The following is a 22,207-nucleotide window of genomic DNA, read 5'->3' as shown; positions in this document are numbered from 1 at the left end:
GCCGGCGCCGGGTTTGAGCCATCCTCAAGCAAAACTGACGCCGCATCTGGAGGAACGCCCGCTCCCAGGCCTTGAAGTCGATATTTTCTTAAATCACGCTCCGGAAACTTCAAACGTACCGAACGTGCAGTCTTGCTGCCGGCCCGCTGTTGCACCTCCTGCAATGAGCGGTCGTCAGGGTTTGCGGAACCCTGTCACTTCACGCGCGGTGCGCCCATCAACCCGAATGGCCGGCGAGATTCCGCATCTGGAGAACAAATGGTTTCGAATTCTGCGTCTTCCTATACTCCCACCCGCGACGATTTCGCGGCGATGCTTGATGAGTCCTTTGCCGGCGGCAATCTGCAGGAAAGCTCGGTCATCAAGGGCAAGGTGGTTGCAATTGAGAAGGACATGGCCGTCATCGACGTCGGCCTGAAGACCGAAGGCCGCGTCGCGCTGCGCGAATTCGCCGGCCCCGGCCGCGAAAGCGACCTGAAGGTCGGCGACGAAGTCGAGGTGTTCCTCGACCGTATCGAGAATGCGCTCGGTGAAGCCGTGCTGTCGCGCGACAAGGCGCGCCGCGAGGAAAGCTGGGGCAAGCTCGAGAAGGCGTTCCAGAACAACGAAAAGGTCAACGGCGTCATCTTCAACCAGGTCAAGGGCGGCTTCACGGTCGACCTCGACGGTGCGGTGGCCTTCCTGCCGCGCTCGCAGGTCGACATTCGTCCGATCCGCGACGTTGCGCCGCTGATGAACAACTCGCAGCCGTTCCAGATCCTCAAGATGGACCGCCGCCGCGGCAACATCGTGGTGTCGCGCCGCACGGTTCTCGAAGAGACCCGCGCCGAGCAGCGCCAGGAGCTGGTGCAGAACCTCGAAGAGGGTCAGGTGATCGACGGCGTGGTCAAGAACATCACCGATTACGGTGCGTTCGTTGATCTCGGCGGCATCGACGGCCTGCTGCACGTGACCGATATCGCCTGGCGCCGCGTCAACCACCCGACCGAGGTGCTGACCATCGGCCAGACGGTGAAGGTCAAGATCATCAAGATCAACCACGAGACCCACCGCATCTCGCTCGGCATGAAGCAGCTGCTGGATGATCCGTGGCAGGGCATCGAAGCCAAGTACCCGCTGGGTGCCCGCTTCACCGGCCGCGTCACCAACATCACCGACTACGGCGCGTTCGTCGAGCTCGAGCCGGGCATCGAAGGCCTGATCCACGTCTCCGAGATGTCGTGGACCAAGAAGAACATGCACCCCGGCAAGATCGTTTCGACCTCGCAGGAAGTCGAAGTGCAGGTGCTGGAGGTCGATTCGGTCAAGCGCCGCATCTCGCTCGGTCTCAAGCAGACCATGCGCAATCCCTGGGAAGTCTTCGTCGAGAAGTTCCCGGTCGGTTCGGTGGTCGAGGGCGAGGTCAAGAACAAGACCGAGTTCGGTCTGTTCCTGGGTCTCGAGGGCGACGTCGACGGCATGGTCCATCTCTCCGACCTCGACTGGAAGCTTCCGGGCGAGCAGGTCATCGACAACTTCAAGAAGGGCGACATGGTCAAGGCCGTGGTGCTCGATGTCGATGTCGAGAAGGAGCGTATCTCGCTCGGCGTCAAGCAGCTCGAAGGCGACCCCTTCGCCGAGCCGGGCGACGTCAAGAAGGGCGCGGTCGTGACCTGCGAAGTGCTCGAAGTGAAGGAGAGCGGCATCGAGGTCCGGATTTCGGGCACCGAGTTCACCACCTTCATCAAGCGGTCCGAGCTGGCCCGCGATCGCAACGACCAGCGCGCCGAACGCTTCGCCGTCGGCGAGAAGGTCGATGCCCGCGTCATCCAGTTCGACAAGAAGGCCCGCAAGGTGCAGGTCTCGATCAAGGCGCTGGAAGTTGCCGAAGAGAAGGAAGCCATCGCGCAGTACGGCTCCTCCGATTCGGGAGCGACGCTTGGCGACATCCTCGGCACCGCGCTGAAGAACCGCGGCACCGACAAGTAAGCGTTCGCGCGATTTGAGCGAACCATGGGGCCCCGGTGCAAGCCGGGGCCCTTTTTGCTTGAGGCAATTTGCCGTAGCCCGGATGCAGCGGAGCGAAATCCGGGGTTCTTCGCCACGGTGAGGCTTTCCCGGATTACGCTTCGCTTCATCCGGGCTACGGATGCGGTCATGCCGCGGGTCTTGTTTTCTTCATATTGCGTCGCAATTGATGTATTTGGCTAAGCTGATAGTGACGCTGCGACTGCAAAACGCGCGGACTTTCGCGCTGACCATTTCTGGAGAGACCGATGTCGCTGGATTCAGACGTGATCGTCGACCGTCGCCGTATCAGGCGCAAGCTGACGTTCTGGCGCGTTGCCGCTGCGGTCATCGCAATCGCGGCCATCGTCGGCGTGGGCGTGATCGCCGCCGGCGGACGCGGCAGCTTGTCGGCGTCGAACACGATCGCGCGGATCAACATCGACGGGTTGATCCGCAGCGACCAGCAGCGCGTCGAGGCGCTGGAGCGGCTCGGCAAGTCGAGCTATGCGGCGGTTGTCGTGCATATCAATTCGCCCGGCGGCACCACCGCGGGCTCCGAGCAGCTCTACGACTCGCTGATGCAGTTGAAGGCGAAGAAGCCGCTCGTCGTCGTGGTCGAGGGATTGGCGGCCTCGGGCGGCTACATCACCGCGATCGCCTCCGATCATATCGTCGCCCAGCAGACCTCGCTGGTCGGCTCGATCGGCGTGCTCTTCCAGTTTCCCAACGTTTCGGAATTGCTCAAGACCGTTGGCGTGAAGATGGAGGAGATCAAATCCTCACCGTTGAAAGCAGCGCCCAACGGCATGGAGCCGACCAGCCCCGAGGCTCGCGCCGCGATCGAGGGTCTGGTCAAGGATTCCTATGCCTGGTTCCGTGGATTGGTGAAGGAGCGGCGCGGCATGGACGATGCCCTGCTGGAGAAGGTCGCTGACGGACGCGTCTTCACGGGCCGGCAGGCGGTCGATCTCAAGCTGATCGATCAGCTGGGAGATGAAAAGACCGCGATTGCCTGGCTGGTTGCGGAGAAGAAGGTCAAAAGCGACCTGCCGGTGCGCAATTACACGCTTAATCCGCGATTCAGCGACCTCACCTTCCTGCGCACCGCAGCGTCAATGACGCTCGATGCGTTCGGTCTTGGCGCCATCGCGCGGCGGATCGAGCAGGGTGGCGTAGCCCAGGCCGTGGACCGGTTTGGGCTCGACGGCATGCTGGCGCTGTGGGCGCCGGGAGGAACCGACTAGTCGGGTGCGGAACGCGTGCTGATCAAGGTATTCCCGCTCTGCGGGAATCGCCGCATGCCCCAATTGGGCTATTTGTCACGCGATTTCACGGCGTCCTAAATCGATTTAGCGTCTTGACAGTGCACGGCATTTTCACGGAAATGGGTTTCCGCAAGAGCCCGGATCCCATTTTCGATGATCAAATCCGAACTTGTTCAGCGTATCGCCGAGCACAACCCGCACCTCTACCAACGGGACGTCGAGAACATTGTGAATGCGATTCTCGATGAAATCGTTGCGGCGCTGGCGCGTGGCGACCGCGTCGAGCTGCGCGGTTTCGGCGCATTCTCGGTGAAGCATCGCCCGGCGCGTGCCGGCCGCAATCCGCGAACCGGCGAGCATGTGCCGGTCGACCAGAAGAGCGTGCCGTTCTTCAAGACCGGCAAGGAAATGCGCGAGCGTCTCAATCGCGACGAGGCCGAGGCCGGAGCCTCCAAGATCGACGCGCCCAAGGCTGACGCTTAGGGCTGACGCCTGAGCGCCGCCTCCGGCGTTGCCGTGCTGCGGGCGATGCGCCCGCACTTTCTCCATCGCTGCGAGAGATGGTCATGCGAAAGTTTTTCACGGCAGTGGTCGTCATTCCGCTCGGACTGATCTTCATCATCTTTGCCGTCGCCAACCGTCACTGGGTGACGGTGTCGTTTGATCCGTTCAATTCTGTGACGCCGACGGTTGCGGTCACACTGCCGCTGTTCGTGGTCATCATCGCTTCGGCGATCCTGGGCGTGATCGCGGGCGGTATGGCGACCTGGTTCAAGCAGGGGCGCTGGCGCCGCGCCGCCCGGCAGCACGAGGCCGACGCCCGCCATATCCGCGCCGAGCTCGCCGACCTCAGGGCCGCGGCCTCCCGGGACGACGCGCAGCGCCGCCCGGCCGCGGCCCAGCTCGGGTTTTACGTGCCCAATGGGCGAGACAAGCAGAGCGCGACGTTGTAGAACCCGCCCCGTCGGACCAGGGTTCACCCCGGTTCCGGCCGCCCGAAAACCTGCTTTGAGACCCGTTTCGAGACCATGCCCCTGCTCGTCAAAATCTGCGGCCTGTCCACGCGCGAGACGCTCGACGTCGCGCTGGATGGCGGCGCCGACATGGTGGGGTTCGTGTTCTTTCCGCCGTCGCCGCGCCATATCAGCCTGGAGATGGCGCGCGAGCTCGGCAAACAGGCCAAGGGTCGCGCCGTCAAGGTCGCGCTGACGGTCGATGCCGACGATGCGACCATCGAGAACATCATCGAGACGCTGCGGCCGGATATCCTGCAACTGCACGGCAAGGAAACCACCGCGCGGCTGCGTGATCTCAAGCAGAAATTCGGCCTGCCGCTGATGAAGGCGCTGCCGGTCGAGACCACAGCCGATCTCGCGCCGCTGCCGGGCTATGTCAGCGTCGCCGACCGCATCCTGTTCGATGCCCGCGCGCCCAAGGATGCCACGCGGCCGGGAGGTCTCGGCGCGCCGTTCGATTGGCACGTGCTGGAAAATCTCGACCTCGCGCTGCCCTACATGGTCTCCGGCGGGCTCAACGCCGACAACGTCACTGAAGCCGTCCGCGTCACCCGCGCCGGCGGCGTCGACGTCTCGTCGGGCGTCGAGCGCACGCCCGGCGTCAAGGATCCCGAGCTGATCCGCGTCTTCATCCGCGCCGCACGCGCAACCCAAGAACTGATGGTTCGATGAATCCAAATCTTCCCAATTCATTCCGCAGCGGTCCCGACGAGCGCGGGCATTTCGGCATTTTCGGCGGACGCTTCGTCGCGGAAACGCTGATGCCGCTGATCCTCGATCTCGAAAAGGCCTATGCCGACGCCAAGGCCGATCCGGCGTTCCAGGCCGAGATGAATGTCTATCTGAAGGACTATGTCGGCCGGCCCTCGCCGCTCTATTTCGCCGAACGGCTCACCGAGCATCTCGGCGGCGCCAAGATCTATCTGAAGCGCGAGGAGCTCAACCACACCGGTTCGCACAAGGTCAACAACGTGCTCGGCCAGATCATGGTCGCGCGCCGCATGGGCAAGAAGCGCATCATCGCCGAGACCGGCGCCGGCCAGCATGGCGTGGCGACGGCGACCTTGTGTGCGCGGTTCGGGCTCGAATGCGTGGTCTATATGGGCGCGGTCGACGTCGAGCGGCAGCAGCCGAACGTGATCCGGATGGAGATGCTCGGCGCCAAGGTGATCCCGGTGCAGTCCGGCGCGCGCACGCTGAAGGATGCGATGAACGACGCGCTGCGCGATTGGGTCACCAACGTGCACAACACCTTCTATTGCATCGGCACGGTGGCCGGCCCACACCCCTATCCGATGATGGTGCGCGACTTCCAGTCGATCATCGGTCACGAGACCCGCAAGCAGATGCAGGAGGCCGAGGGGCGTCTGCCGGACTCGCTGATTGCCTGCATCGGCGGCGGCTCCAATGCGATGGGCCTATTCCATCCGTTCCTCGACGATCCCTCGGTCGAGATCTTCGGCGTCGAGGCGGCCGGTCACGGCCTGACGCAGTTGCACGCCGCCTCGCTCGCCGGCGGGCGCCCCGGCGTGCTGCACGGCAACCGCACCTATCTGCTGATGGACGCCGACGGTCAGATCGAGGAAGCGCATTCGATCTCGGCGGGCCTCGATTACCCCGGCATCGGCCCGGAGCACGCCTGGCTGCACGAGACCGGCCGCGTCAAATATCTCTCGGCGACCGATGAGGAGGCGCTGGCCGCATTCCAGCTGCTGTCGCGGCTGGAGGGCATCATCCCCGCGCTGGAATCCGCGCATGCGATCGCAAAATTGTCCGAGCTCGCGCCGCAGCGGCCCAGGGATCACCTGATGGTGGTCAACCTCTCGGGCCGCGGCGACAAGGACGTGCCGCAGGTCGGCGACATCTTGAAGGGCAGGCAGAAGTGAGCACCCGTATCGACGCACGTTTCGCCGAGCTGAAGCAGCAGGGCCGCTCCGCTTTCGTCACCTTCGTGATGGCCGGCGACCCCGACCCGAAAACTTCGCTCGACATCCTCAAGGCACTGCCGAAGGCCGGCGCCGACGTCATCGAGATCGGCATGCCGTTCACCGATCCGATGGCCGACGGTCCATCGATCCAGGCTGCCGGCCTGCGCGCGCTCAAGGGCGGCATGACCTTGCGCAAGACGCTGGCGATGGTCCGCGACTTCCGCAAGGAGGACAACGCCACGCCGATCGTGCTGATGGGCTACTACAATCCGATCTACATCTACGGTGTCGACAGCTTCCTGGCCGATGCCAAGACCGCCGGCGTCGACGGACTGATCATCGTCGACCTGCCGCCGGAGGAAGACACTGAGCTCTGCATCCCCGCGATCAAGGCCGGGCTGAACTTCATCCGTCTGGCGACGCCGACCACCGACGACAAGCGCCTGCCGGCGGTGCTCGCGAATACCTCGGGCTTTGTCTACTACGTCGCGGTCACCGGAATCACCGGCAGTGCCGCGGCCGATTCGAAGGTCGTTGGAGCGGCCGTGGCGCGCATCAAGCGGCACACCGCGCTGCCGGTCTGTGTCGGCTTCGGCATCCGAACTCCGGAAGCGGCGCGTGCGATTGCCGAGAACGCCGATGGCTCCGTGGTCGGTACCGCGCTGGTCGATGCCCTGAAGGGCAGCCTCGATGCCGAGGGCCGTGCCACGCCGAAGACCGTGAGCGCGGTGGCGGACCTGGTGTCGGCGCTGGCGCTGGGGGTCCGGGGCGCCAAGCAGGCCGCTGAATAAGCCACATTTTGCGGCAACAAGGCCGCCAACGGCGGCTTGCCGGGTTCGCCCGGCCCGCCATATATCCAGCTGGTGCGGGACCGACCCGCATTTCGGAGCGAACCATGAACTGGCTCACCAACGTCGTCCGGCCGAAGATCCGCAACATCCTGCGGCGCGAGACGCCGGAGAATCTCTGGATCAAGTGCCCGGATTCCGGGCAGCTCGTGTTCTACAAGGACGTCGAGGCCAACCAGTTCGTGATCCCCGGCTCGAACTACCACATGCGTATGGGCGCGGTGGCGCGGCTGAAGTCGATCTTCGACAACGAGACCTGGTTCGACGTCGCGCTGCCCGAGGTGACGCCCGATCCGCTGAAATTCCGCGACGAGCGCAAATATGTCGACCGCATCAAGGACGCGCGCACCAAGACCGGGCTGAACGACGCGGTCAAGGTCGGCTACGGCAAGCTCGAGGGCGCCGGCGTCGTGGTCGCGGTGCAGGATTTCGATTTCATGGGCGGCTCGCTCGGCATGGCCGCCGGTGAGGCGATGGTGCGCGGGCTCGAGCTCGCGGTCGAGAAGAAATCGCCCTTCATCGTGTTCGCCGCATCCGGCGGCGCGCGGATGCAGGAAGGCATCCTGTCGCTGATGCAGATGCCGCGCACCACGGTCGGCGTGCAGATGCTGCGCGAGGCGCGGCAGCCCTACATCGTGGTGCTGACCAATCCGACCACCGGCGGCGTTACCGCCTCCTATGCGATGCTCGGCGACGTCCAGATCGCCGAGCCCGGCGCGCTGATCGGTTTTGCCGGCGCGCGCGTGATCGAGCAGACCATCCGCGAGAAGCTGCCGGAAGGTTTCCAGCGTGCCGAATATCTCCGCGAGCACGGCATGGTCGACATGGTCGTGCACCGCCACGACATGAAGGCGACGCTGGCCCGGCTGTGCCGCCTGTTCACCAAATCGCCGGCGCTCGAAACCGCATCGAAGCCCGCAACGCCCGTCACCGAGCCGGCCCAGATCGTCACGGCCCCGGAGACGGTGCCGGCCGCGCCGCACGCGTGACCGCAAGCGCCGCCCCATCGCAGGCCTCGTTCGAGGCGCTGATCGCGCGGATATCGGCGCTGCATCCGAAGCGCATCGATCTCAGCCTCGATCGCATGCGCGGTCTGATGGAGCGGCTCGATCATCCCGAGCGCAAGCTGCCGCCGGTGATCCATGTCGCCGGCACCAACGGCAAGGGCTCGACCGTCGCCTATCTGCGCGCGATCCTCGAAGCCGCTGGCCTGCGCGTGCACGTCTTCACCTCGCCCTATCTGGTCCGGCTCAACGAATGCTACCGGCTCGGTGCGGTCGGCGGCGGCAAGCTCGTCGGCGACGACGAGTTGCGCGCGACGTTCGAAGAGTGCGAGCGCATCAACGCCGGCAACCCCATCACCATCTTCGAGATGGAAACCGCGGTCGCGTTCTGCCTGTTCGCCAAACATCCGGCCGACGTCGCGCTGCTCGAGGTCGGCCTCGGGGGCAGGCTCGATTCGACCAATGTGGTCGAGACGCCGCTCGCTTCGGTGATCACGCCGGTCAGCATGGATCACATGGAATTCCTCGGCGACAATCTGACGGCGATCGCCGGCGAGAAGGCCGCGATCATCAAGCGCAAGGTGCCGGTGGTCTCAGCAGAGCAGGCGCCGGACGCGATGGCGGTGATCGAGGCCGAGGCGAACCGGATGCGCGCCCCGCTGCATGCCGCCGGCCAGCAATGGCATGTCGGCGTCGAGCGCGGCCGGCTGGTCTATCAGGACGAGCGCGGGCTCCTCGATCTCGCCGCACCAAAACTGTTCGGCCGGCACCAGTTCGACAATGCGGGCCTCGCGATCGCGACCCTGCGCGCGATCGATACGTTCAAGCTCAACATTGCGGCCTACGAGGCCGGCATCGTCAACGCGGAATGGCCGGCGCGGATGCAGCGGCTGGTCTCCGGCACGCTCGTCTGCCAGGGGCCGCAGGGCTCCGAGGTCTGGCTCGATGGCGGCCATAATGCCGAAGGTGGCCGCGTTGCGGCCGCCGCGCTCGGCGATCTCGAGGAACGGGTGTCGCGGCCGCTGGTCGTGATCGCAGGCATGATGGCCAACAAGGATGCCAATGCCTTCCTCGCCAATTTCGCCGGGCTGACGCGCCACATCATCGCGGTCCCGGTGCCCGGCCGCGACAACGGCATGGCACCGGACAAACTCGCCGATGCCGCACGTGCGCTCGGCATGCGCGTCGAGATCGCCACCGGCGTCGATGCCGCGCTACAGCGGCTCGCCACGCTCGCCTACGAGGTGCCGCCGCGCATCCTGATCACCGGCTCGCTGTACCTCGCCGGCCCGGTGCTTGCGGCCAACGGCACGCCTCCTGCATAACAGGCCTCGCGTCCCTGCTGCGGTACGCATGAGGGAGAACGAGACACATGCGTTTTGCTGCGATCGCCGACATCCACGGCAATCATCTCGCGCTTGAAGCCGTGCTGTCGGACATCCGCGCCCAAGGGATTTCCGACATCGTCGATCTCGGCGACATGGTGAGCGGGCCGCTCGACGCGCAGCCGACGATCGATATTCTGATGAAGCTCGATGCGGTCCATCTGCTCGGCAATCACGACCGCTATTTGATCGACCGCCCGCACGAGAAAATGGGCCCTTGGGAGCGGCGGACTTACACGCAGCTCGAGCCGCGGCATCTCGACTGGCTGCGTACGCTGCCGGCGAATGCGGTCTATCGCGACGGAGTCTTCCTCTGCCACGCGACGCCGCAAGATGACGAGACCTACTGGCTCGACACAGTGCTGCCGGGCGGCGAGGTCCTGATGTCCGCGCTGGAATCGATCGAGGCGAGGGCGGCGGGCGTAACGCAATCGCTCATCCTGTGCGCGCACACCCACATCGCCCGCGCGGTGCGGCTGCGTGACGGGCGGCTGATCGTCAATCCCGGCAGCGTCGGCTCACCCGGCTATCGCGCCGGCAAGCCGCATCCGCACGTCGTCGAGGCCGGCTCACCCGATGCGCGCTACGCCATCCTCGAACAGGTTGGTGGTGATTGGGACGTGACGTTCCGGCATATCCCCTACGATCACGCGGCCATGGCCGCGCTGGCGCGGCGCAATGGCGAGGCTGAACTCGCCGCGGCGCTGGCGACGGGATGGATGCGCTGAAGACGCGCTCGGGATGAAACCTCGCGCGCTAGTGAATATGCGCCTCGTCGGACACGCCGACGTGCTCGCGATAGACCACCTCCCAGCCCTTCCAGCCTGTGAACAGCAGGATCAGGACCACGATGAGCGACAGCACGAGACCCGTCGGCAGGATGGCGGATGTGCCGTGATCGAAGCGCGAGTACCAGTTGTACAGCGCGATCACCACCGCGATGACATTGCCGCCGGCATGCTGCCACGCGTCGGACAGGTTGCGGACCTGATCGTCTCCGAGGAGATCGATCACGCCGGCGACGGCGGCGAGTGCGGCCATGATCAAGCCGATACCCAGTAGCCAGAGCGAGGCGCTGGCCCAGAAGTCAGTGCCCGTCTTCCAGAATGCGAGGTCGGCAACGAAGGTCAAAACAAAGCACACGACCGGAAACGGAATCAGCATCGGATGAATGGGATGTCCCGCGACCTGCGCCGTTGATCTGGGGTTTGACATAGGTCCCTCCTGAGGGCCGTTAGTCACCCCAACCGGGGCTGACTGCGCAAAGTTCCTATTTGGCCAAGGCAGCGCATCGTTGCAGCGCAACGCGCACAAAACAAAACGGCCGGCTTTCGCCGGCCGCTTCGCAAATCGGCTAATTCGAATCGGATCAGACCGCAGCGGTGATCCACTGCTGCAGCTTGGCCTTCGGCGCGGCGCCGACCTGACGGGACGCCATCTCGCCGCCCTTGAAGATCATCAGGGTCGGGATCGACATCACGCCATACTTCGACGCGGTCTTCGGGCTCTCGTCGACATTGAGCTTGACGATCTTGACCTTGTCGCCCATCGCGCCGGAAATCTCATCGAGAGCGGGCGCAATCATGCGACAGGGACCGCACCACTCGGCCCAGAAGTCGACGACCACCGGCCCGGTCGCCTTGAGCACTTCGGCTTCGAAATCGGCGTCAGAAACCTTGCCAACGGCCATGTGAATACCTCGTTCGGTTGAGACAAAAGGGCGCGGTGGAGAATCGCGCCCGGGAGCATGGGGCAAACGTATGAACGCCCCCTTGCCGGGTCAAGCTTGCTCACGCCGACATGAACTTATGCCAGCCCGGCGTCCAGCGCGGAGGCAGAAATCTCCATCATTTCAGCGGTTTCGGTCCAGAGCAGGGCGGCGTGGATGATCCTTTGGGGATAAAGTTTTGCCAGTACGGCACGGTACAGCGCGAGCTGCCGGATATAACCCTTGGGGGCCTCGGCGGCGGTCTTCGGCGGGGCGTGGTTGGTCTTGAAATCGACGATCAGGACCTCGTTCGGCGTCACCACCAGCCGGTCGATCTGGCCCGAGACCAGCGCCTTAGGCTGGCCCGGCCGCTCCAGCCGGCCCACGATCGACACCTCGGCACGGCTGCCGGGGGCAAATACCGGCGCGAAGCGCAGATCGACGGTCAAGGCGACCACTTGCCGAGCCAGCGCCGCGCGCTCTTCCTCGCTCCAGCCGTCGGCGTTACGCGCAAGATAACCAAGCGCCGCGCCGAGCCGCCGTTCCACCGCGACGTCGGGCAGCGATTGGAGCAGGCGATGGACCAGCGTGCCGCGTTGCAGGGCGCGGGCCCGCAGCTGCACCGATTCGCCTGATCGTATCGGATGACTGTCGTCATCGGCCGGATCGGACGGACGCAACACGCCCGCGGCGGAGGCTTCAGGTGCGGCCGCGGTGCGCAGCCAGGACGGCCGCGCGATCGGCGCCGCGGGCGCTGATGCCGCGGCACCGGTGAGATCGGCTGTGTCGTCGGGCCGCGAATAGCGCATCACCTTGCCGGCCTGCGTCTCGAACTCTTCGAGCTTGAGCCCGGCATTGGCGAGCCCCTTGGTGATCAGATCGTACCAGGAGGATTTCCGCACCGTGTTCATGTTGCCCGGCATACAGCCGCCGACGATCAGCCGGTCGGCGGCGCGGGTCATCGCGACATAGAGCAGGCGGCGATATTCGTCCTCGGTGTCGAGGAGCATCGCCTTGCGCGCGTCGGCGACATTGGGCGGATCCTCGGCCTTCTTGCCGGCCCACACCACGACGCCGGGCGCGTTCGGCGCCGCATTGCCCTGCGGCAGATGGATCAGCCGCAGCCGCTGGGTGTCCGACGGTGAGGTCGTGGTGTCGACCAGGAACACCACCGACGCTTCGAGGCCCTTGGCGCCGTGCACGGTCATCACGCGCACCTCGTCGCGCGAAATCTCCATGTCGCGCTTCACCTCGGTGTCGGCGGCGCGCAGCCAGGCGACAAAGCCCTGCAGCGAGGCCGGCGCCTTGCGCTCATAGCTCAGCGCAAGCTCGAGGAATTCATCGAGCGCGTCGTTGGCCTCATGGCCGAGCCGGCGCAGCATGCGCGCCCGCCCGCCGTCACCGCCGAGCAGCCAGGCGTAGAACGCGAACGGCGTCTCCTGGGTGAAGCGGCGCTCGCACTCTTCCAAGCGCCGCAGCGCGGCCGAAAAACGCTCGTCGGCCGGCGCCTGCGCGGTCAATGCCTCGCGCAGCGAGCCGCGGCGCTGATACGCCAGCTTGAACAGATCGTCGTCGTCGAGGCCGAACAGCGGGCTCTTCAGCGCCACCGCGAGCGCGAGATCGTCCTGCGGCAGCAGCAGCGCGTCGGCGAGGTTCATCAGGTCGATGATCGCGATGTGCTCGGTCAGCTTCAGCCGGTCGGCACCGGCGACCGGAATGCCCGCGTGCTTCAGCGCCTGGATCACGGCGTCGAAGGCGTTGCCGCGCCGCCGCACCAGGATCAACATATCTCCGTAACGCAACGGCCGCCGTCCGCCGGCGCTGCCGGTCATGGTGCCGCTGGTGACCAGGCGCTTGATCTCGGCCTGGATGCGCCGCGCCAGCTTCACCTCGGGGCTGGTCACCGAGACGCCGTCGAATGGTGCGCGCCAGCCCTCGATGTCCTGGCGATCGTCGGCGACCGCGAGATCCCATAGCTCGATCAAACTGGGGCCGGCATCGGCCATCGCATTGTGGATCGGATAGCCGTTCTCGACCGCATGGATGCTGCGGAAGATCTCCTGCTCGCGGAACACATGGTCGACCGAATGCAGGATCACCGGTCCCGAGCGGAACGAATAGGTGAACGACACCGGATCGAACTTCAGCCCGGCTTCCTCGAACCGCCGCTTCAGCTCGCGCCGGCGCAGATCGAATTCGCGCGGTGCCGCGCCCTGGAACGAGAAGATCGACTGTTTCTCGTCGCCGACCGCAAACACCGTGCGCACCAGGCCGTCGCGCGCGCCGGCGCCCGAGGTGAACTCGGAGATGATGTGCGCGACGATGTCCCATTGCCGCGGGCTGGTGTCCTGCGCCTCGTCGATCAGCACGTGATCGACGCCGCGGTCGAGCTTGTAATGCACCCAGCCGGAGGAAACGCGGTCGAGCATATCAAGCGTCTTGTCGATCAGGTCGTCGTAATCGAGCAGGCCGCGTTCCAGCTTCTCGCGCCGGTAGTGCGCAGCCGCCGCGGTCGCGATGTGGATCAGCGCCTCGCTGCGGTCCCGCGTCACCACGGCGCGCCGCCGCTCGATCAGGGGACCGAGCCGGTCGATCTCGGCCTCGAACCTGTTGCCCGCGACCGAATTCTTCTTGATGAAATTGTTGGTGATGACGGACGCGCGCGGCGCGCGGTCATCGGTCAGGAAGACGCCGAGATATTCGTCGACCTGGGCCGCACCGGTGAAGGTCAGCGCGCTTCGCAGCCGTTCGGCTTGCTTCTGATCCGCCTTGCTGCTGGTGTCGAGCAGCGTCGCCATCTCCTTCCAGCTCGACCGCGGCAGGTTCGGCCCGTCGACGATCTCGCGCTCGACATCCTCGATGCGATCATCAGCGGCGACGCCGAGCGCGGCCGACATCTGCGCGGCGGCGGCCGCGGCGTTGCCGGCGGCATCGGTCCAGGCCATGAAATGGTCGCGGCTGAGGCAGGCCTCACGGACCACCTCCTTGAAGGTGACGTCGGCGGCATTTGCCATCGCCGTCCGCAGCGCGCGGCCGATCGGACTGTCGGGAATCCGCGACGCTTCGAGGAACACGGCGAGATTGGCGCGCTCCATCATCTCGTTCTGGTCGCGGTCGTCGAGCACGGCGAAGCGCGCCGGCACGTTGGCCTCGAACGGGAACTGCTGCAGCAGGCGGGTGCACAGCGCGTGGATGGTCTGCACCTTCAGTCCGCCGGGCGTCTCCAGCGCGCATGCGAACAGCTTCCGCGCCTCGCGCCGTAGCGAGACGCTGGGATGCGCGATGCCGGCTTCGCGGATCGCGGCATCGAGCCCGGCGTCGTCGAGCGTCACCCAATGACCCAGCGTCGTGAACACGCGTTCGGCCATGTTGGCCGCCGCGGCCTTGGTGAAGGTGATGCAGAGGATCTTCTCCGGCGGCACGCCTGACAGCAAAAGGCGGATCACGCGCTGCACCAGCACATGGGTCTTGCCTGAGCCGGCATTGGCCGACACGAAGGTCGATGCCTTCGGATCGGATGCACGCGCCTGCGCGTCGCGCACTGCTGATGGGATTGGACGTGGGGCCTTCACCATTCCTCGATCCCCAGGCCGCCGGCGGCGGACCATTCCTTGATCCGCGCGAGGTCGTCATAGGCGCCGTAGCGGTTGGCCCACATCGAGAGGTTCAGCGAGGTGTAGGGTTGCTGCTCGTCGTCGAAGGCGCGGATCAGGGCTTCCAGCTTGCGCCGCGCGCTGTCGGCGGCTTCATCGGGTGGCTGCGGTGTGTCGCTGGTCTTGATCTTCAGCTCCAGCGAACGCTGCTCGCCCGGCGGGTTGTTGCCGCTCAGCCTGATATAGACGAGGTCGCCGACCGAGGAGTCGGCCGGGATGTCGGCGAAGCCGCCTTCGCGCAGGATCGCGGCCTCCAGCGTCAGCTGCGGCGACAGGCCCATGCGCACCTGCTTGCCGGTCGGCGGTTGGCCGGTCTTGTAGTCGAGGATCGCAAAGCTGCCGTCGTCGCGCCGCTCGATGCGGTCGGCGCGCGCGGAGAGCGTGAATGTCCTGGCATCGTCGAGCGGAATGCCGATCTCGCCGCGGATTTCGGCCTTGATCGCATCGATATTGCCGCGCCGTGCCTGCTCCCATTCGGAAAACCACGCCGCGATGCGCTGGAAGCGCGGCCACCACAGCGCGCGCGCCTCCGGTCGTTCCATCAGCGGCGCAAAATGCTTGGCCCCGATATCGCGCAGCGCGCTCTTGATGTCGTCAGGCAGTGCGTCGGCATAGACCTGCGTGAACTCGCCGAGCGACTCGTGGATGGCCGAGCCGCGATCGGCCGCCGACAAGGGCATGTCGACGGGATCGAGCGGATCGAGCCTCAAAATGTAGCGCGCATAGATCGTGTAGGGATCGCGCAGCCAGTCCTCGATCGCGGTGACCGACATCTTCAGCGGCCGCGCCTCGCGCGGGGGCCGCGGCTCCGGCTGCGGGATCGGCTCGACCGTGTCGGGGCGGTCGAGCTCGGCGGCATATTGCACGTAGCTCTCGCCGGCCGAGGTCGCCGCTTTCCAGCGCGCTTCGCCGGCAACCGCCTCGAGCCGGTGCAGGAAGCGCGAGGCGACCGCCGGCGCGCCGCCGACCTTGGCGGCATGGGTGAGGATCACCTCGTCATGGCCGAGCAGCTGGGCGAAGTCGTGCGCGGACAGGCCGATGCGCCGCTCGGGCAGATCGAGCCCGAGCTCGTGCCGCATCGGTCGGCTCAGCCACGGATCGATCCGCGGCGCCGGCGGCCAGACGCCCTCGACCAATCCGCCGAGGATGACGCGATCGGATTCCGTGAGACGCGCTTCGAGCTGACCGAAAATGTTGAGCTGTGCGCGCGCCGATTCCGGCCGCCGCACCATTCGGTCGGCGAACGCAGTCTGGAACACCTCGGGATAATCTGACAGCGGCGTCATCAGCCCGCTCGGCTGCTGCCTGGCGAGCAGCTCGTCGAAGGCGGAGGCGAGCGACGCACCGGCACGCTCCTCGAATATGATGGCGACGCCATTCTGATCGGCCGACAGTGCGATCAATGCCTCGCGATGGCGCGCCGCGAGCTCGGCGAAATCGTAAGGCCTTGACGACGCCATGCCTTCCAGCGGTGCCAGCGCCGCCTGCAATCTGGCGATCAGGCCCTCGGCCTGGTTGAGCTCGTTGTCGCGCAGCCGGGCGCGCGGCTCCATGGCGTGCAGCGACGAGGTCTCGCCGCCATGCAGCTTCACGAGCTCGGCGCGGAAGCGCGCGAAGTCGCGCGCGAGGCCGCCGGTCCCCGGTTGCGGCCGCGTTCCGCGCAACAGCGCGATCTCCAGCACCTCGATCGCGCGCTTCAGCGCGCCATGGGCGCCGCCGAGCCGTAACAGCGGATGCTTGAGCAGCGCGAGCAATGTCGGCGGCTCCAGCCCGTTGGCCGCAGCTTCCGCGGTGAGGCGGGCGAACACGCCGGCCGGTGTTTCGATCAGCGCATCGCCGCCGGAATCGTCGAACTCCAGCTTCCAGCGCGTCAGCGAAGCGATCACCCGGCGCGCCAGCGCGCGATCCGGCGTCACCAGCGCGGCCGATTTGCCGAGATGCCGCGCCTCGCGCATCGCGACCGCAATCGCCAGCGCCTCCATTTCCGGATTGGGCGCCTCGACCACGGTGAGATTGGTCATCCCCGCGGAAATCCGCGCCACGATCTCCGGCCGCTCCAGCCGGTCGTGCCATTGCGCGGTCGCCGTCGAGGGACGCATCGTCTCCGACACCAGCACCTCGCGGCCGAGCGGCGCGGGCTCCGCGAGGCTCTCGACATCGCGGCGCTTGATGCCGAAGCGGTCGAGCAGTGCGTGCATCGCAAATTGCGGATGGTTCGACGAGGGCGGCGTGGTGAACCGGCCGTCGTCGCTGCGCTCGCCGCCGATCGTGTCCCAGCTGTCCTCGTCGAGATCGGTGTCGAGCCCGGGCAGCACCACCGCGCCGTTCGGAAGCTTCGCCACTGCGTGCAGGAATTTCGCCGTCGCCGGCATCGAGCCGGTCGAACCGGCGGCGATCACCGGGCCCGTAGGGTGCGCGGTCAACCGCGCCGCCTCCGCCTCGATCAGGAGATCGCGGCGCGCGGCGGGTTCGATCCGGCCGATCTCCTTGAGATAGTTCGGCCAGGCGTCGCGCGCGATGCGCAGGAAGTCGAGCGAGTGCTGCCAGTATTTGTCGAGCTGGTCCGGCACCAGGCGGTCGAGCGCGCGCCAGTCGACGCCGCGCGTCACCATGTCGTCCATCAGCCGCGCCAGATCGCCGGCGAGCTGCAAGGTCGAGGCGGGTCCGCCAACCACCAGCGGCGCCGATACCGGCGTCTTGGCCCAGGCCGCGACCAGATGCGCCAGGGTCAGCCGGCGCTCGAGCTCGCCGAGCCGAGGCGGGATCTCTAGCGGCGCGGCGCCGCCGACATCGTCGCTCTGGTCGGCGAAGGCGAGCTCGTCCTCATCGATCTCGCCGAGCGCGACAATGCGCGGCAGCACCGCGGCGTCGGAATCGAGCACGTCGAGGAAGATTTCGCGCGCCAGCCGGCCGGCGCGGCGGGTCGGCAGATAGAGCGTGGCGTTGGCGAGCTTGGCCGGATCGTTGCGCGCCTCGAATCCCGCCACCAGGCGGCCGTCGACCAGCGCCGCAATGACGGTGCGCAGGAACGGCGCGGAAACGGGAACGCTGAAAACGCGCATGGGCTGCCTTGTTCGAATCAGGCGCCAATATAGGGAGCGGCGGCCGTCGTTAGCCACCCCTGTCGGTCAGCCATGACAGCTCAATGTCGCAGGTGGCCCGCGCAGCGATCGACGGCATCCAGGAACCAGCGCAAAGCCGGATCCTGCGCGGCACGGCCGGTATGGATCAGGTCGATTGCGAAGGCGGGGATCTCGATCGGCGGCGCGACGATGGCGATTTCAGCCAGATGCGTGAAGCGCCGGGCGACGCGCTCGGCCATTGTGGCGATGAGATCGGTGCCGGCCACGGCGAATGGAACGGCCACCACATGCGCAAGCGTCACGGCGAGGCGCCGCTTCAACCCATGACGCGCCAGCAGCGCGTCGATCACGCTCGGCAGGCCATCGCCGCCGGCTGCCGAGAACAGCGCGTGCGGCAGGGTCGCGTAGTCCTCCAGGCTGAGAGCCTCCGACCGGCTCGCACGCGCGGCGTCGCGGATGCAGACGAAGCGCTCTTCGAACAGCCGATGCCGGACGCAGCGCGGCGTCTCCGGCAGATGGCCGCCGATCAATGCATCGAGCTCGCCGCGCTCGAGTTTTGCCAGCGCCGCCGTCGCATCGGTCAGCGGGCGCACGGCAAGGTCGATGCCGGGCGCCTCCATGCGCAACAGCCGGGTCAGTTCCGGCACCAGGACGAGATCGCCATAGTCGGTCGCTGCGATGGTGATGCGCCGGCGCGCGGTGGCCGGATCGAAGCTCCGGTCGGGCGCCAGCGCGCCCCGGATCTGCCGCAGCGCCTCGCCGATCGGGCCCGCCAGCGCCAGTGCTTTCTCGGTCGGCTGCATGCCCGCGCCGGCGCGCAGGAACAATTCGTCCGCAAACAACGCGCGCAGCCTTCGCAACGCGCTGCTCATCGACGGCTGGGCGAGGCCAATGCGTTCGGCCGCGCGGGTGACGTGGCGCTCCTCCATCAGCGCCTCGAAGGCGACCAGCAGGTTGAGATCGACGGTGGCTAAATTCATCACAGCAATAGTTGTCATAATAATAATCGATTTCAACAATGATCTTGATAGTCCTAGGGTCGTCGCAGGCATGACGACGAGGCTGGAAGATTTGGGACGATCATTTGCGAGACTGATGCCGCGCGGGCCGACCTTGCTGATCATCGGCGTGCTGGCCGGGCTGGCCTTCCCGTCCCTGGCGGACGGCGTGCGCCCGCTGATGGCGGCCGCGATCTTCGTGCTGGTGCTCGGCACCTTCCTCCAGATCGACGGCGCGGCGTTCCGGCGCGCGTTGCGGCGGCCGCTGGTCTGGCTGCTGTTGCCGGCGCTCGCGATGCTGGTCTGTCCGCTTGCGGTCGGTTTCGCGGCGCGCGGCGCCGGATTTGCGCCGGAGCTGATTGTCGCGCTGGTGCTGTCGGTCTGCGCGCCGCCGTCGAGCGGTACCGCGGCGGTCGCGCGCATGCTCGGCTTCGATGCCACCGTTCCGCTGGCCGTGACGCTGCTGTCGATGGTGCTGGCCCCGGTCACCGTGCCGCTGATCGCCGCGGCAATTGCCGGCCTTGCACTCGATCCGCTGGCGCTCGCGACGCGGCTGGCGCTGCTGGTCGGCGGCGCCGGCGCGCTGGCATTGCTGCTGCGCCGTCAGGCCGTTGCACAATTGGTGCAGCATGCGCGCCTCATCGACGCGCTCGTGCTTGCCTCGCTGCTGCTGTTCGCAATTGCCACCATGGCCGGGGTGCGTGCGCAGATCGAGGCGCAGCCGATCGCAGCGGCGACCTGTGTCGGCCTAGCCTTCGCCTGTAATCTCGCCTTGCAAGGACTTGGCGCGCTGCTGACGCCGGGTCCGCTGGCCGAACGGTTGACCACGGGCCTCATTCTCGGCAACCGCAATGTCGGATTGGTCTGGTCGGCGATGGGCGCGGCGGTGTCGCCGATGACGGCGCTGTTCTTCGCGGCGACACAGTTTCCGATCTACACGACGCCGCGCCTGATCGAGATGCTTGTCCGTCGCGAGCGATAAGGAGAATACCGCACCATGAGCGAGACGATCCTGACCGAACAGCTCGCCGTCCGTTTCGCGCGCATCGCGCTCGGCCACGTCACGCGCGAATATCCGAACAAGCCGGACCATGTGCTGGCAGGGCCGCAGGACGCACGCACGCCGCGCGAGCTGCATCCGGTGTTCTTCGGCAGCTACGACTGGCACTCCTGCGTCCACAGCTATTGGATGCTTGCCCGGCTGCTGCGCCGTTATCCGGCCTCCGAAGCTGCGGATGCGATCCGCGCCTTGTTCGACGCGCAGTTCGTTACGGAGAAGATCGCGGCCGAGTGCGCCTATCTCGCGGCCCCGACCGCGCGCGGCTTCAAGCGGCCTTACGGCTGGGGCTGGCTGTTGAAGCTCGCGGCAGAGCTCGCGCTACTCGACGACGTCAGCTGGCGCGAGCAAATCGCGCCGCTGGCCGCAATCTTCGCGCAGCGCTTTCGCGATTTCCTGCCGCTCGCCACCTATCCGGTGCGGGTCGGCACGCATTTCAACACCGCGTTCGGGCTGCGCATGGCCGCCGACTACGCCGCGGCGACGCAGGACGATGCGCTCGGTGCGCTGCTGCGCGAGACGGCACTGCGCTGGTACGGAGCCGATCAGGATTGTCCCGCCTGGGGCGAGCCGAGCGGCGACGACTTCCAGTCGTCCGCGCTGATCGAAGCAGAATGCATGCGGCGGCTGCTGTCGCCTCGCGACTTCCTGCCCTGGTTCGACCGCTTCCTGCCGCACCTCGCGCAACGCGAGCCCGCAACCTTATTCCGGCCCGCGACCGTGACCGATCGCAGCGACGGCAAGCTTGCGCACCTCGATGGGCTCAATCTCAGCCGGGCGTGGTGCTGGCGTGCGTTGGCCGGCGCGTTGCCGGAGGGCGATGCGCGGCGCCCGATCCTGCTGGATGCTGCGCGACGCCATCTCGACGCCGGCCTGCCGCATATCGCCGGCGACTATATGGGCGAGCATTGGCTGGCGAGTTTTGCGGTGCTTGCGATCGATGCAGATGGCTGAGGATGATGCCGCTTACGCGACGCTTTCCAGGTAGGCTTCTTCCGCAGCCTGGATCGCGTCGGGCGTTCCGACATGCATCCAGACGCCGTCGAGGCGCAGGCCGAACAGCCGCTCCTGCTCGTTGGCGCGATCGAACATCTTGGTCAGCGAGAATTCCCCGGCCGGCGCGTCCGCGAACAGCGCAGGCGACATGATCGCGGCGCCGGCATAGACGAACGGCACCACCTGGTTTTCCCGCCGCTTGCGCAGCGCGCCGTCGGGCAGCATCGAATAGTCGCCGCGGCCGCTATAGCCGATGCTCGAGGCGGTCGGCGCCATCAGCAGCAGGATATCCATCCGCGCCGGATCGAAGGTCTCGGCCAGCCGCGCCAGATTGGAGCGCACGCCGTCGATCCACATCGTGTCGGCATTGAGATGGAAGAACGGCGCATCGCCGAGCAGCGGCAGCGCCTTGACGACCGCGCCGCCGGTGCCGAGCACCTGGTCGCGCTCGTCGGAGATGATCACATGCGGGCGGCTGCGGGGCTTGACGTGCTCGATGATCTGGTCGGGCAAATAATGCACGTTGACCACCGCTTCGCTGACACCGGCGCCGGCGAGCTTGTCGAGCACATGGTCGAGCAGCGGCTGGCCGGCGACGCTGACCAGCGGCTTCGGCATCGTGTCGGTCAGCGGGCGCATGCGGACGCCGAGACCCGCAGCGAGCACCATGGCTTTATGGGGAGTGACGGGCATTTTCCGGATATTCTCGGTCATCATCTCTCATGCGCCGATCATATCACGGCGATTCGGCAAGCACATCAATCAGACGCCATAGTCATGGGACATGACGGCCGTAAGACGGCAATAACGACGACCCTTTGTTGGAGCATGATCTTGCCGGAAAACCGTCTCCACTTTTCCGGATCATGCTCTTAGACGTCGGCTTGCGCGCCGCGTCTGGCAGTTTTCTTCTTCTTGTCGCCTTGTTTGAGGAAGTTGACGCCAATCTGGTCGCCATTGACCCATGCCAGCTCGCAGCGGCGATAGGCCAATCCTGTGGACGACAGCAGCAGAAAAAACTCCTTCAGGGCGAGACCCTCGACCGAGCCCTCGACGGTCAGCTTGGCGCCCGTCTCGGATACGTCTTCCATGGTGCAGTCGCGCCGCCAGGTGCCGTCGATACCCATCATGTGCGCGGCTATGCCGCGCTCAAACGTGACACGATCGCCCCTGCGTCGTTCCGTCGCCATCGTGTGGTCCCGCTCCCGATCCGGCCGCGCCATGGATGAGGTGCGGCCTTGGCGAGCTTAGGGGACCCAAGACTAATAAAGGGCTAA

The 22,207-nt window shown here is 66.3% G+C and carries 19 protein-coding genes; 12 read left to right on the top strand and 7 right to left on the bottom strand.

Annotation, left to right across the window (positions count from 1 at the left end):
• Positions 1-258: 258 nt before the first annotated feature.
• The 10 genes from rpsA (at position 259) to QMZ05_RS10360 (ending at position 10,163) form a co-directional block, all read left to right on the top strand.
• Positions 259-1,968: a 30S ribosomal protein S1 gene (rpsA, locus tag QMZ05_RS10405; RefSeq protein ID WP_018269280.1), complete on the top strand. Its 1,710-nt coding sequence runs from the start codon at positions 259-261 to the stop codon at positions 1,966-1,968.
• Positions 1,969-2,255: 287 nt separating this feature from the next.
• Entirely contained in the window at positions 2,256-3,233 is a 978-nt protein-coding gene (gene sppA / locus QMZ05_RS10400; RefSeq protein WP_353700679.1) for a signal peptide peptidase SppA, read from the top strand.
• 174 nt (positions 3,234-3,407) lie between these two features.
• The gene (locus tag QMZ05_RS10395) at positions 3,408-3,737 is read left to right on the top strand and encodes an integration host factor subunit beta (protein WP_050426527.1); all 330 of its coding nucleotides are present in this window, start codon (positions 3,408-3,410) and stop codon (positions 3,735-3,737) included.
• Between the two features lie 83 nt (positions 3,738-3,820).
• On the top strand, positions 3,821-4,207 hold the full coding sequence (locus tag QMZ05_RS10390) for a LapA family protein (protein ID WP_353700678.1): 387 nt from the start codon (positions 3,821-3,823) through the stop codon (positions 4,205-4,207).
• A gap of 75 nt (positions 4,208-4,282) precedes the next feature.
• Positions 4,283-4,942, top strand: coding sequence for a phosphoribosylanthranilate isomerase (locus tag QMZ05_RS10385; RefSeq protein ID WP_353700677.1), 660 nt, complete (start codon positions 4,283-4,285; stop codon positions 4,940-4,942).
• Positions 4,939-6,156 (top strand): tryptophan synthase subunit beta, encoded by a 1,218-nt coding sequence (trpB, locus tag QMZ05_RS10380; protein WP_353700676.1) that lies wholly within the window; start codon positions 4,939-4,941, stop codon positions 6,154-6,156. The genes QMZ05_RS10385 and trpB overlap by 4 nt, the downstream gene beginning before the upstream one ends.
• A complete protein-coding gene (gene trpA / locus QMZ05_RS10375; RefSeq protein WP_353700675.1) occupies positions 6,153-6,989 on the top strand; it encodes a tryptophan synthase subunit alpha in 837 nt (278 codons plus the stop codon). Before trpB ends, trpA begins: the two co-directional genes overlap by 4 nt.
• A gap of 104 nt (positions 6,990-7,093) precedes the next feature.
• Positions 7,094-8,035, top strand: coding sequence for an acetyl-CoA carboxylase, carboxyltransferase subunit beta (accD, locus tag QMZ05_RS10370; RefSeq protein WP_050425714.1), 942 nt, complete (start codon positions 7,094-7,096; stop codon positions 8,033-8,035).
• Between the two features lie 95 nt (positions 8,036-8,130).
• On the top strand, positions 8,131-9,375 hold the full coding sequence (locus QMZ05_RS10365; protein ID WP_353700719.1) for a folylpolyglutamate synthase/dihydrofolate synthase family protein: 1,245 nt from the start codon (positions 8,131-8,133) through the stop codon (positions 9,373-9,375).
• A gap of 47 nt (positions 9,376-9,422) precedes the next feature.
• Positions 9,423-10,163, top strand: a complete 741-nt coding sequence (locus QMZ05_RS10360; RefSeq protein ID WP_353700674.1) for a metallophosphoesterase family protein — start codon at positions 9,423-9,425, stop codon at positions 10,161-10,163.
• A 28-nt stretch (positions 10,164-10,191) separates the two neighbouring features.
• Here QMZ05_RS10360 and QMZ05_RS10355 read toward each other — a convergent pair whose 3' ends face one another.
• From QMZ05_RS10355 to QMZ05_RS10335, 5 genes are all read right to left on the bottom strand, one after another.
• Entirely contained in the window at positions 10,192-10,650 is a 459-nt protein-coding gene (locus tag QMZ05_RS10355) for a DUF2231 domain-containing protein (protein ID WP_353700673.1), read from the bottom strand.
• 154 nt (positions 10,651-10,804) lie between these two features.
• Entirely contained in the window at positions 10,805-11,125 is a 321-nt protein-coding gene (gene trxA / locus QMZ05_RS10350) for a thioredoxin (protein WP_016847387.1), read from the bottom strand.
• A gap of 116 nt (positions 11,126-11,241) precedes the next feature.
• Positions 11,242-14,718 carry a double-strand break repair helicase AddA gene (gene addA, locus QMZ05_RS10345; protein WP_353700672.1) on the bottom strand — a complete coding sequence of 1,159 codons (3,477 nt, stop codon included), beginning with the start codon at positions 14,716-14,718 and terminating at the stop codon, positions 11,242-11,244.
• A complete protein-coding gene (gene addB / locus QMZ05_RS10340) occupies positions 14,712-17,858 on the bottom strand; it encodes a double-strand break repair protein AddB (protein ID WP_353700671.1) in 3,147 nt (1,048 codons plus the stop codon). Before addB ends, addA begins: the two co-directional genes overlap by 7 nt.
• Positions 17,859-17,938: 80 nt before the next feature.
• Positions 17,939-18,859: a LysR family transcriptional regulator gene (locus tag QMZ05_RS10335; protein WP_353700670.1), complete on the bottom strand. Its 921-nt coding sequence runs from the start codon at positions 18,857-18,859 to the stop codon at positions 17,939-17,941.
• On the opposite strand from QMZ05_RS10335, the gene QMZ05_RS10330 reads away from it, so the two are divergent.
• Both QMZ05_RS10330 and QMZ05_RS10325 read left to right on the top strand, forming a co-directional pair.
• Positions 18,846-19,859, top strand: coding sequence for a hypothetical protein (locus QMZ05_RS10330; protein WP_353700669.1), 1,014 nt, complete (start codon positions 18,846-18,848; stop codon positions 19,857-19,859). The two genes, QMZ05_RS10335 and QMZ05_RS10330, sit on opposite strands and share 14 nt — an antisense overlap.
• Before the next feature lie 15 nt (positions 19,860-19,874).
• Positions 19,875-20,888, top strand: a complete 1,014-nt coding sequence (locus QMZ05_RS10325) for a DUF2891 domain-containing protein (protein WP_353700668.1) — start codon at positions 19,875-19,877, stop codon at positions 20,886-20,888.
• Positions 20,889-20,900: 12 nt separating this feature from the next.
• On the opposite strand, the gene QMZ05_RS10320 is transcribed toward QMZ05_RS10325, so the two are convergent.
• Positions 20,901-21,623, bottom strand: coding sequence for a nucleotidyltransferase family protein (locus QMZ05_RS10320; RefSeq protein ID WP_353700718.1), 723 nt, complete (start codon positions 21,621-21,623; stop codon positions 20,901-20,903).
• A 179-nt stretch (positions 21,624-21,802) separates the two neighbouring features.
• Positions 21,803-22,120 carry a PilZ domain-containing protein gene (locus tag QMZ05_RS10315; protein ID WP_353700717.1) on the bottom strand — a complete coding sequence of 106 codons (318 nt, stop codon included), beginning with the start codon at positions 22,118-22,120 and terminating at the stop codon, positions 21,803-21,805.
• Positions 22,121-22,207 lie beyond the last annotated feature (87 nt).

This window comes from Bradyrhizobium sp. INPA03-11B, assembly GCF_040446015.1.
Taxonomy (GTDB): domain Bacteria; phylum Pseudomonadota; class Alphaproteobacteria; order Rhizobiales; family Xanthobacteraceae; genus Bradyrhizobium; species Bradyrhizobium macuxiense_A.
This window is presented reverse-complemented; position numbering and strand designations above follow the sequence as displayed.

What these genes read in the sequence shown, in the direction of transcription:
- rpsA (WP_018269280.1), top strand. Translation starts at nt 259, where the DNA reads ATGGTTTCGAATTCTGCGTCTTCCTATACTCCCACCCGCGACGATTTC.
- sppA (WP_353700679.1), top strand. Translation starts at nt 2,256, where the DNA reads ATGTCGCTGGATTCAGACGTGATCGTCGACCGTCGCCGTATCAGGCGC.
- QMZ05_RS10395 (WP_050426527.1), top strand. Translation starts at nt 3,408, where the DNA reads ATGATCAAATCCGAACTTGTTCAGCGTATCGCCGAGCACAACCCGCAC.
- QMZ05_RS10390 (WP_353700678.1), top strand. Translation starts at nt 3,821, where the DNA reads ATGCGAAAGTTTTTCACGGCAGTGGTCGTCATTCCGCTCGGACTGATC.
- QMZ05_RS10385 (WP_353700677.1), top strand. Translation starts at nt 4,283, where the DNA reads ATGCCCCTGCTCGTCAAAATCTGCGGCCTGTCCACGCGCGAGACGCTC.
- trpB (WP_353700676.1), top strand. Translation starts at nt 4,939, where the DNA reads ATGAATCCAAATCTTCCCAATTCATTCCGCAGCGGTCCCGACGAGCGC.
- accD (WP_050425714.1), top strand. Translation starts at nt 7,094, where the DNA reads ATGAACTGGCTCACCAACGTCGTCCGGCCGAAGATCCGCAACATCCTG.
- QMZ05_RS10365 (WP_353700719.1), top strand. Translation starts at nt 8,131, where the DNA reads ATGCGCGGTCTGATGGAGCGGCTCGATCATCCCGAGCGCAAGCTGCCG.
- QMZ05_RS10360 (WP_353700674.1), top strand. Translation starts at nt 9,423, where the DNA reads ATGCGTTTTGCTGCGATCGCCGACATCCACGGCAATCATCTCGCGCTT.
- QMZ05_RS10355 (WP_353700673.1), bottom strand. Translation starts at nt 10,650, where the DNA reads ATGTCAAACCCCAGATCAACGGCGCAGGTCGCGGGACATCCCATTCAT.
- trxA (WP_016847387.1), bottom strand. Translation starts at nt 11,125, where the DNA reads ATGGCCGTTGGCAAGGTTTCTGACGCCGATTTCGAAGCCGAAGTGCTC.
- addA (WP_353700672.1), bottom strand. Translation starts at nt 14,718, where the DNA reads ATGGTGAAGGCCCCACGTCCAATCCCATCAGCAGTGCGCGACGCGCAG.
- addB (WP_353700671.1), bottom strand. Translation starts at nt 17,858, where the DNA reads ATGCGCGTTTTCAGCGTTCCCGTTTCCGCGCCGTTCCTGCGCACCGTC.
- QMZ05_RS10335 (WP_353700670.1), bottom strand. Translation starts at nt 18,859, where the DNA reads ATGAATTTAGCCACCGTCGATCTCAACCTGCTGGTCGCCTTCGAGGCG.
- QMZ05_RS10325 (WP_353700668.1), top strand. Translation starts at nt 19,875, where the DNA reads ATGAGCGAGACGATCCTGACCGAACAGCTCGCCGTCCGTTTCGCGCGC.
- QMZ05_RS10320 (WP_353700718.1), bottom strand. Translation starts at nt 21,623, where the DNA reads ATGCCCGTCACTCCCCATAAAGCCATGGTGCTCGCTGCGGGTCTCGGC.
- QMZ05_RS10315 (WP_353700717.1), bottom strand. Translation starts at nt 22,120, where the DNA reads ATGGCGACGGAACGACGCAGGGGCGATCGTGTCACGTTTGAGCGCGGC.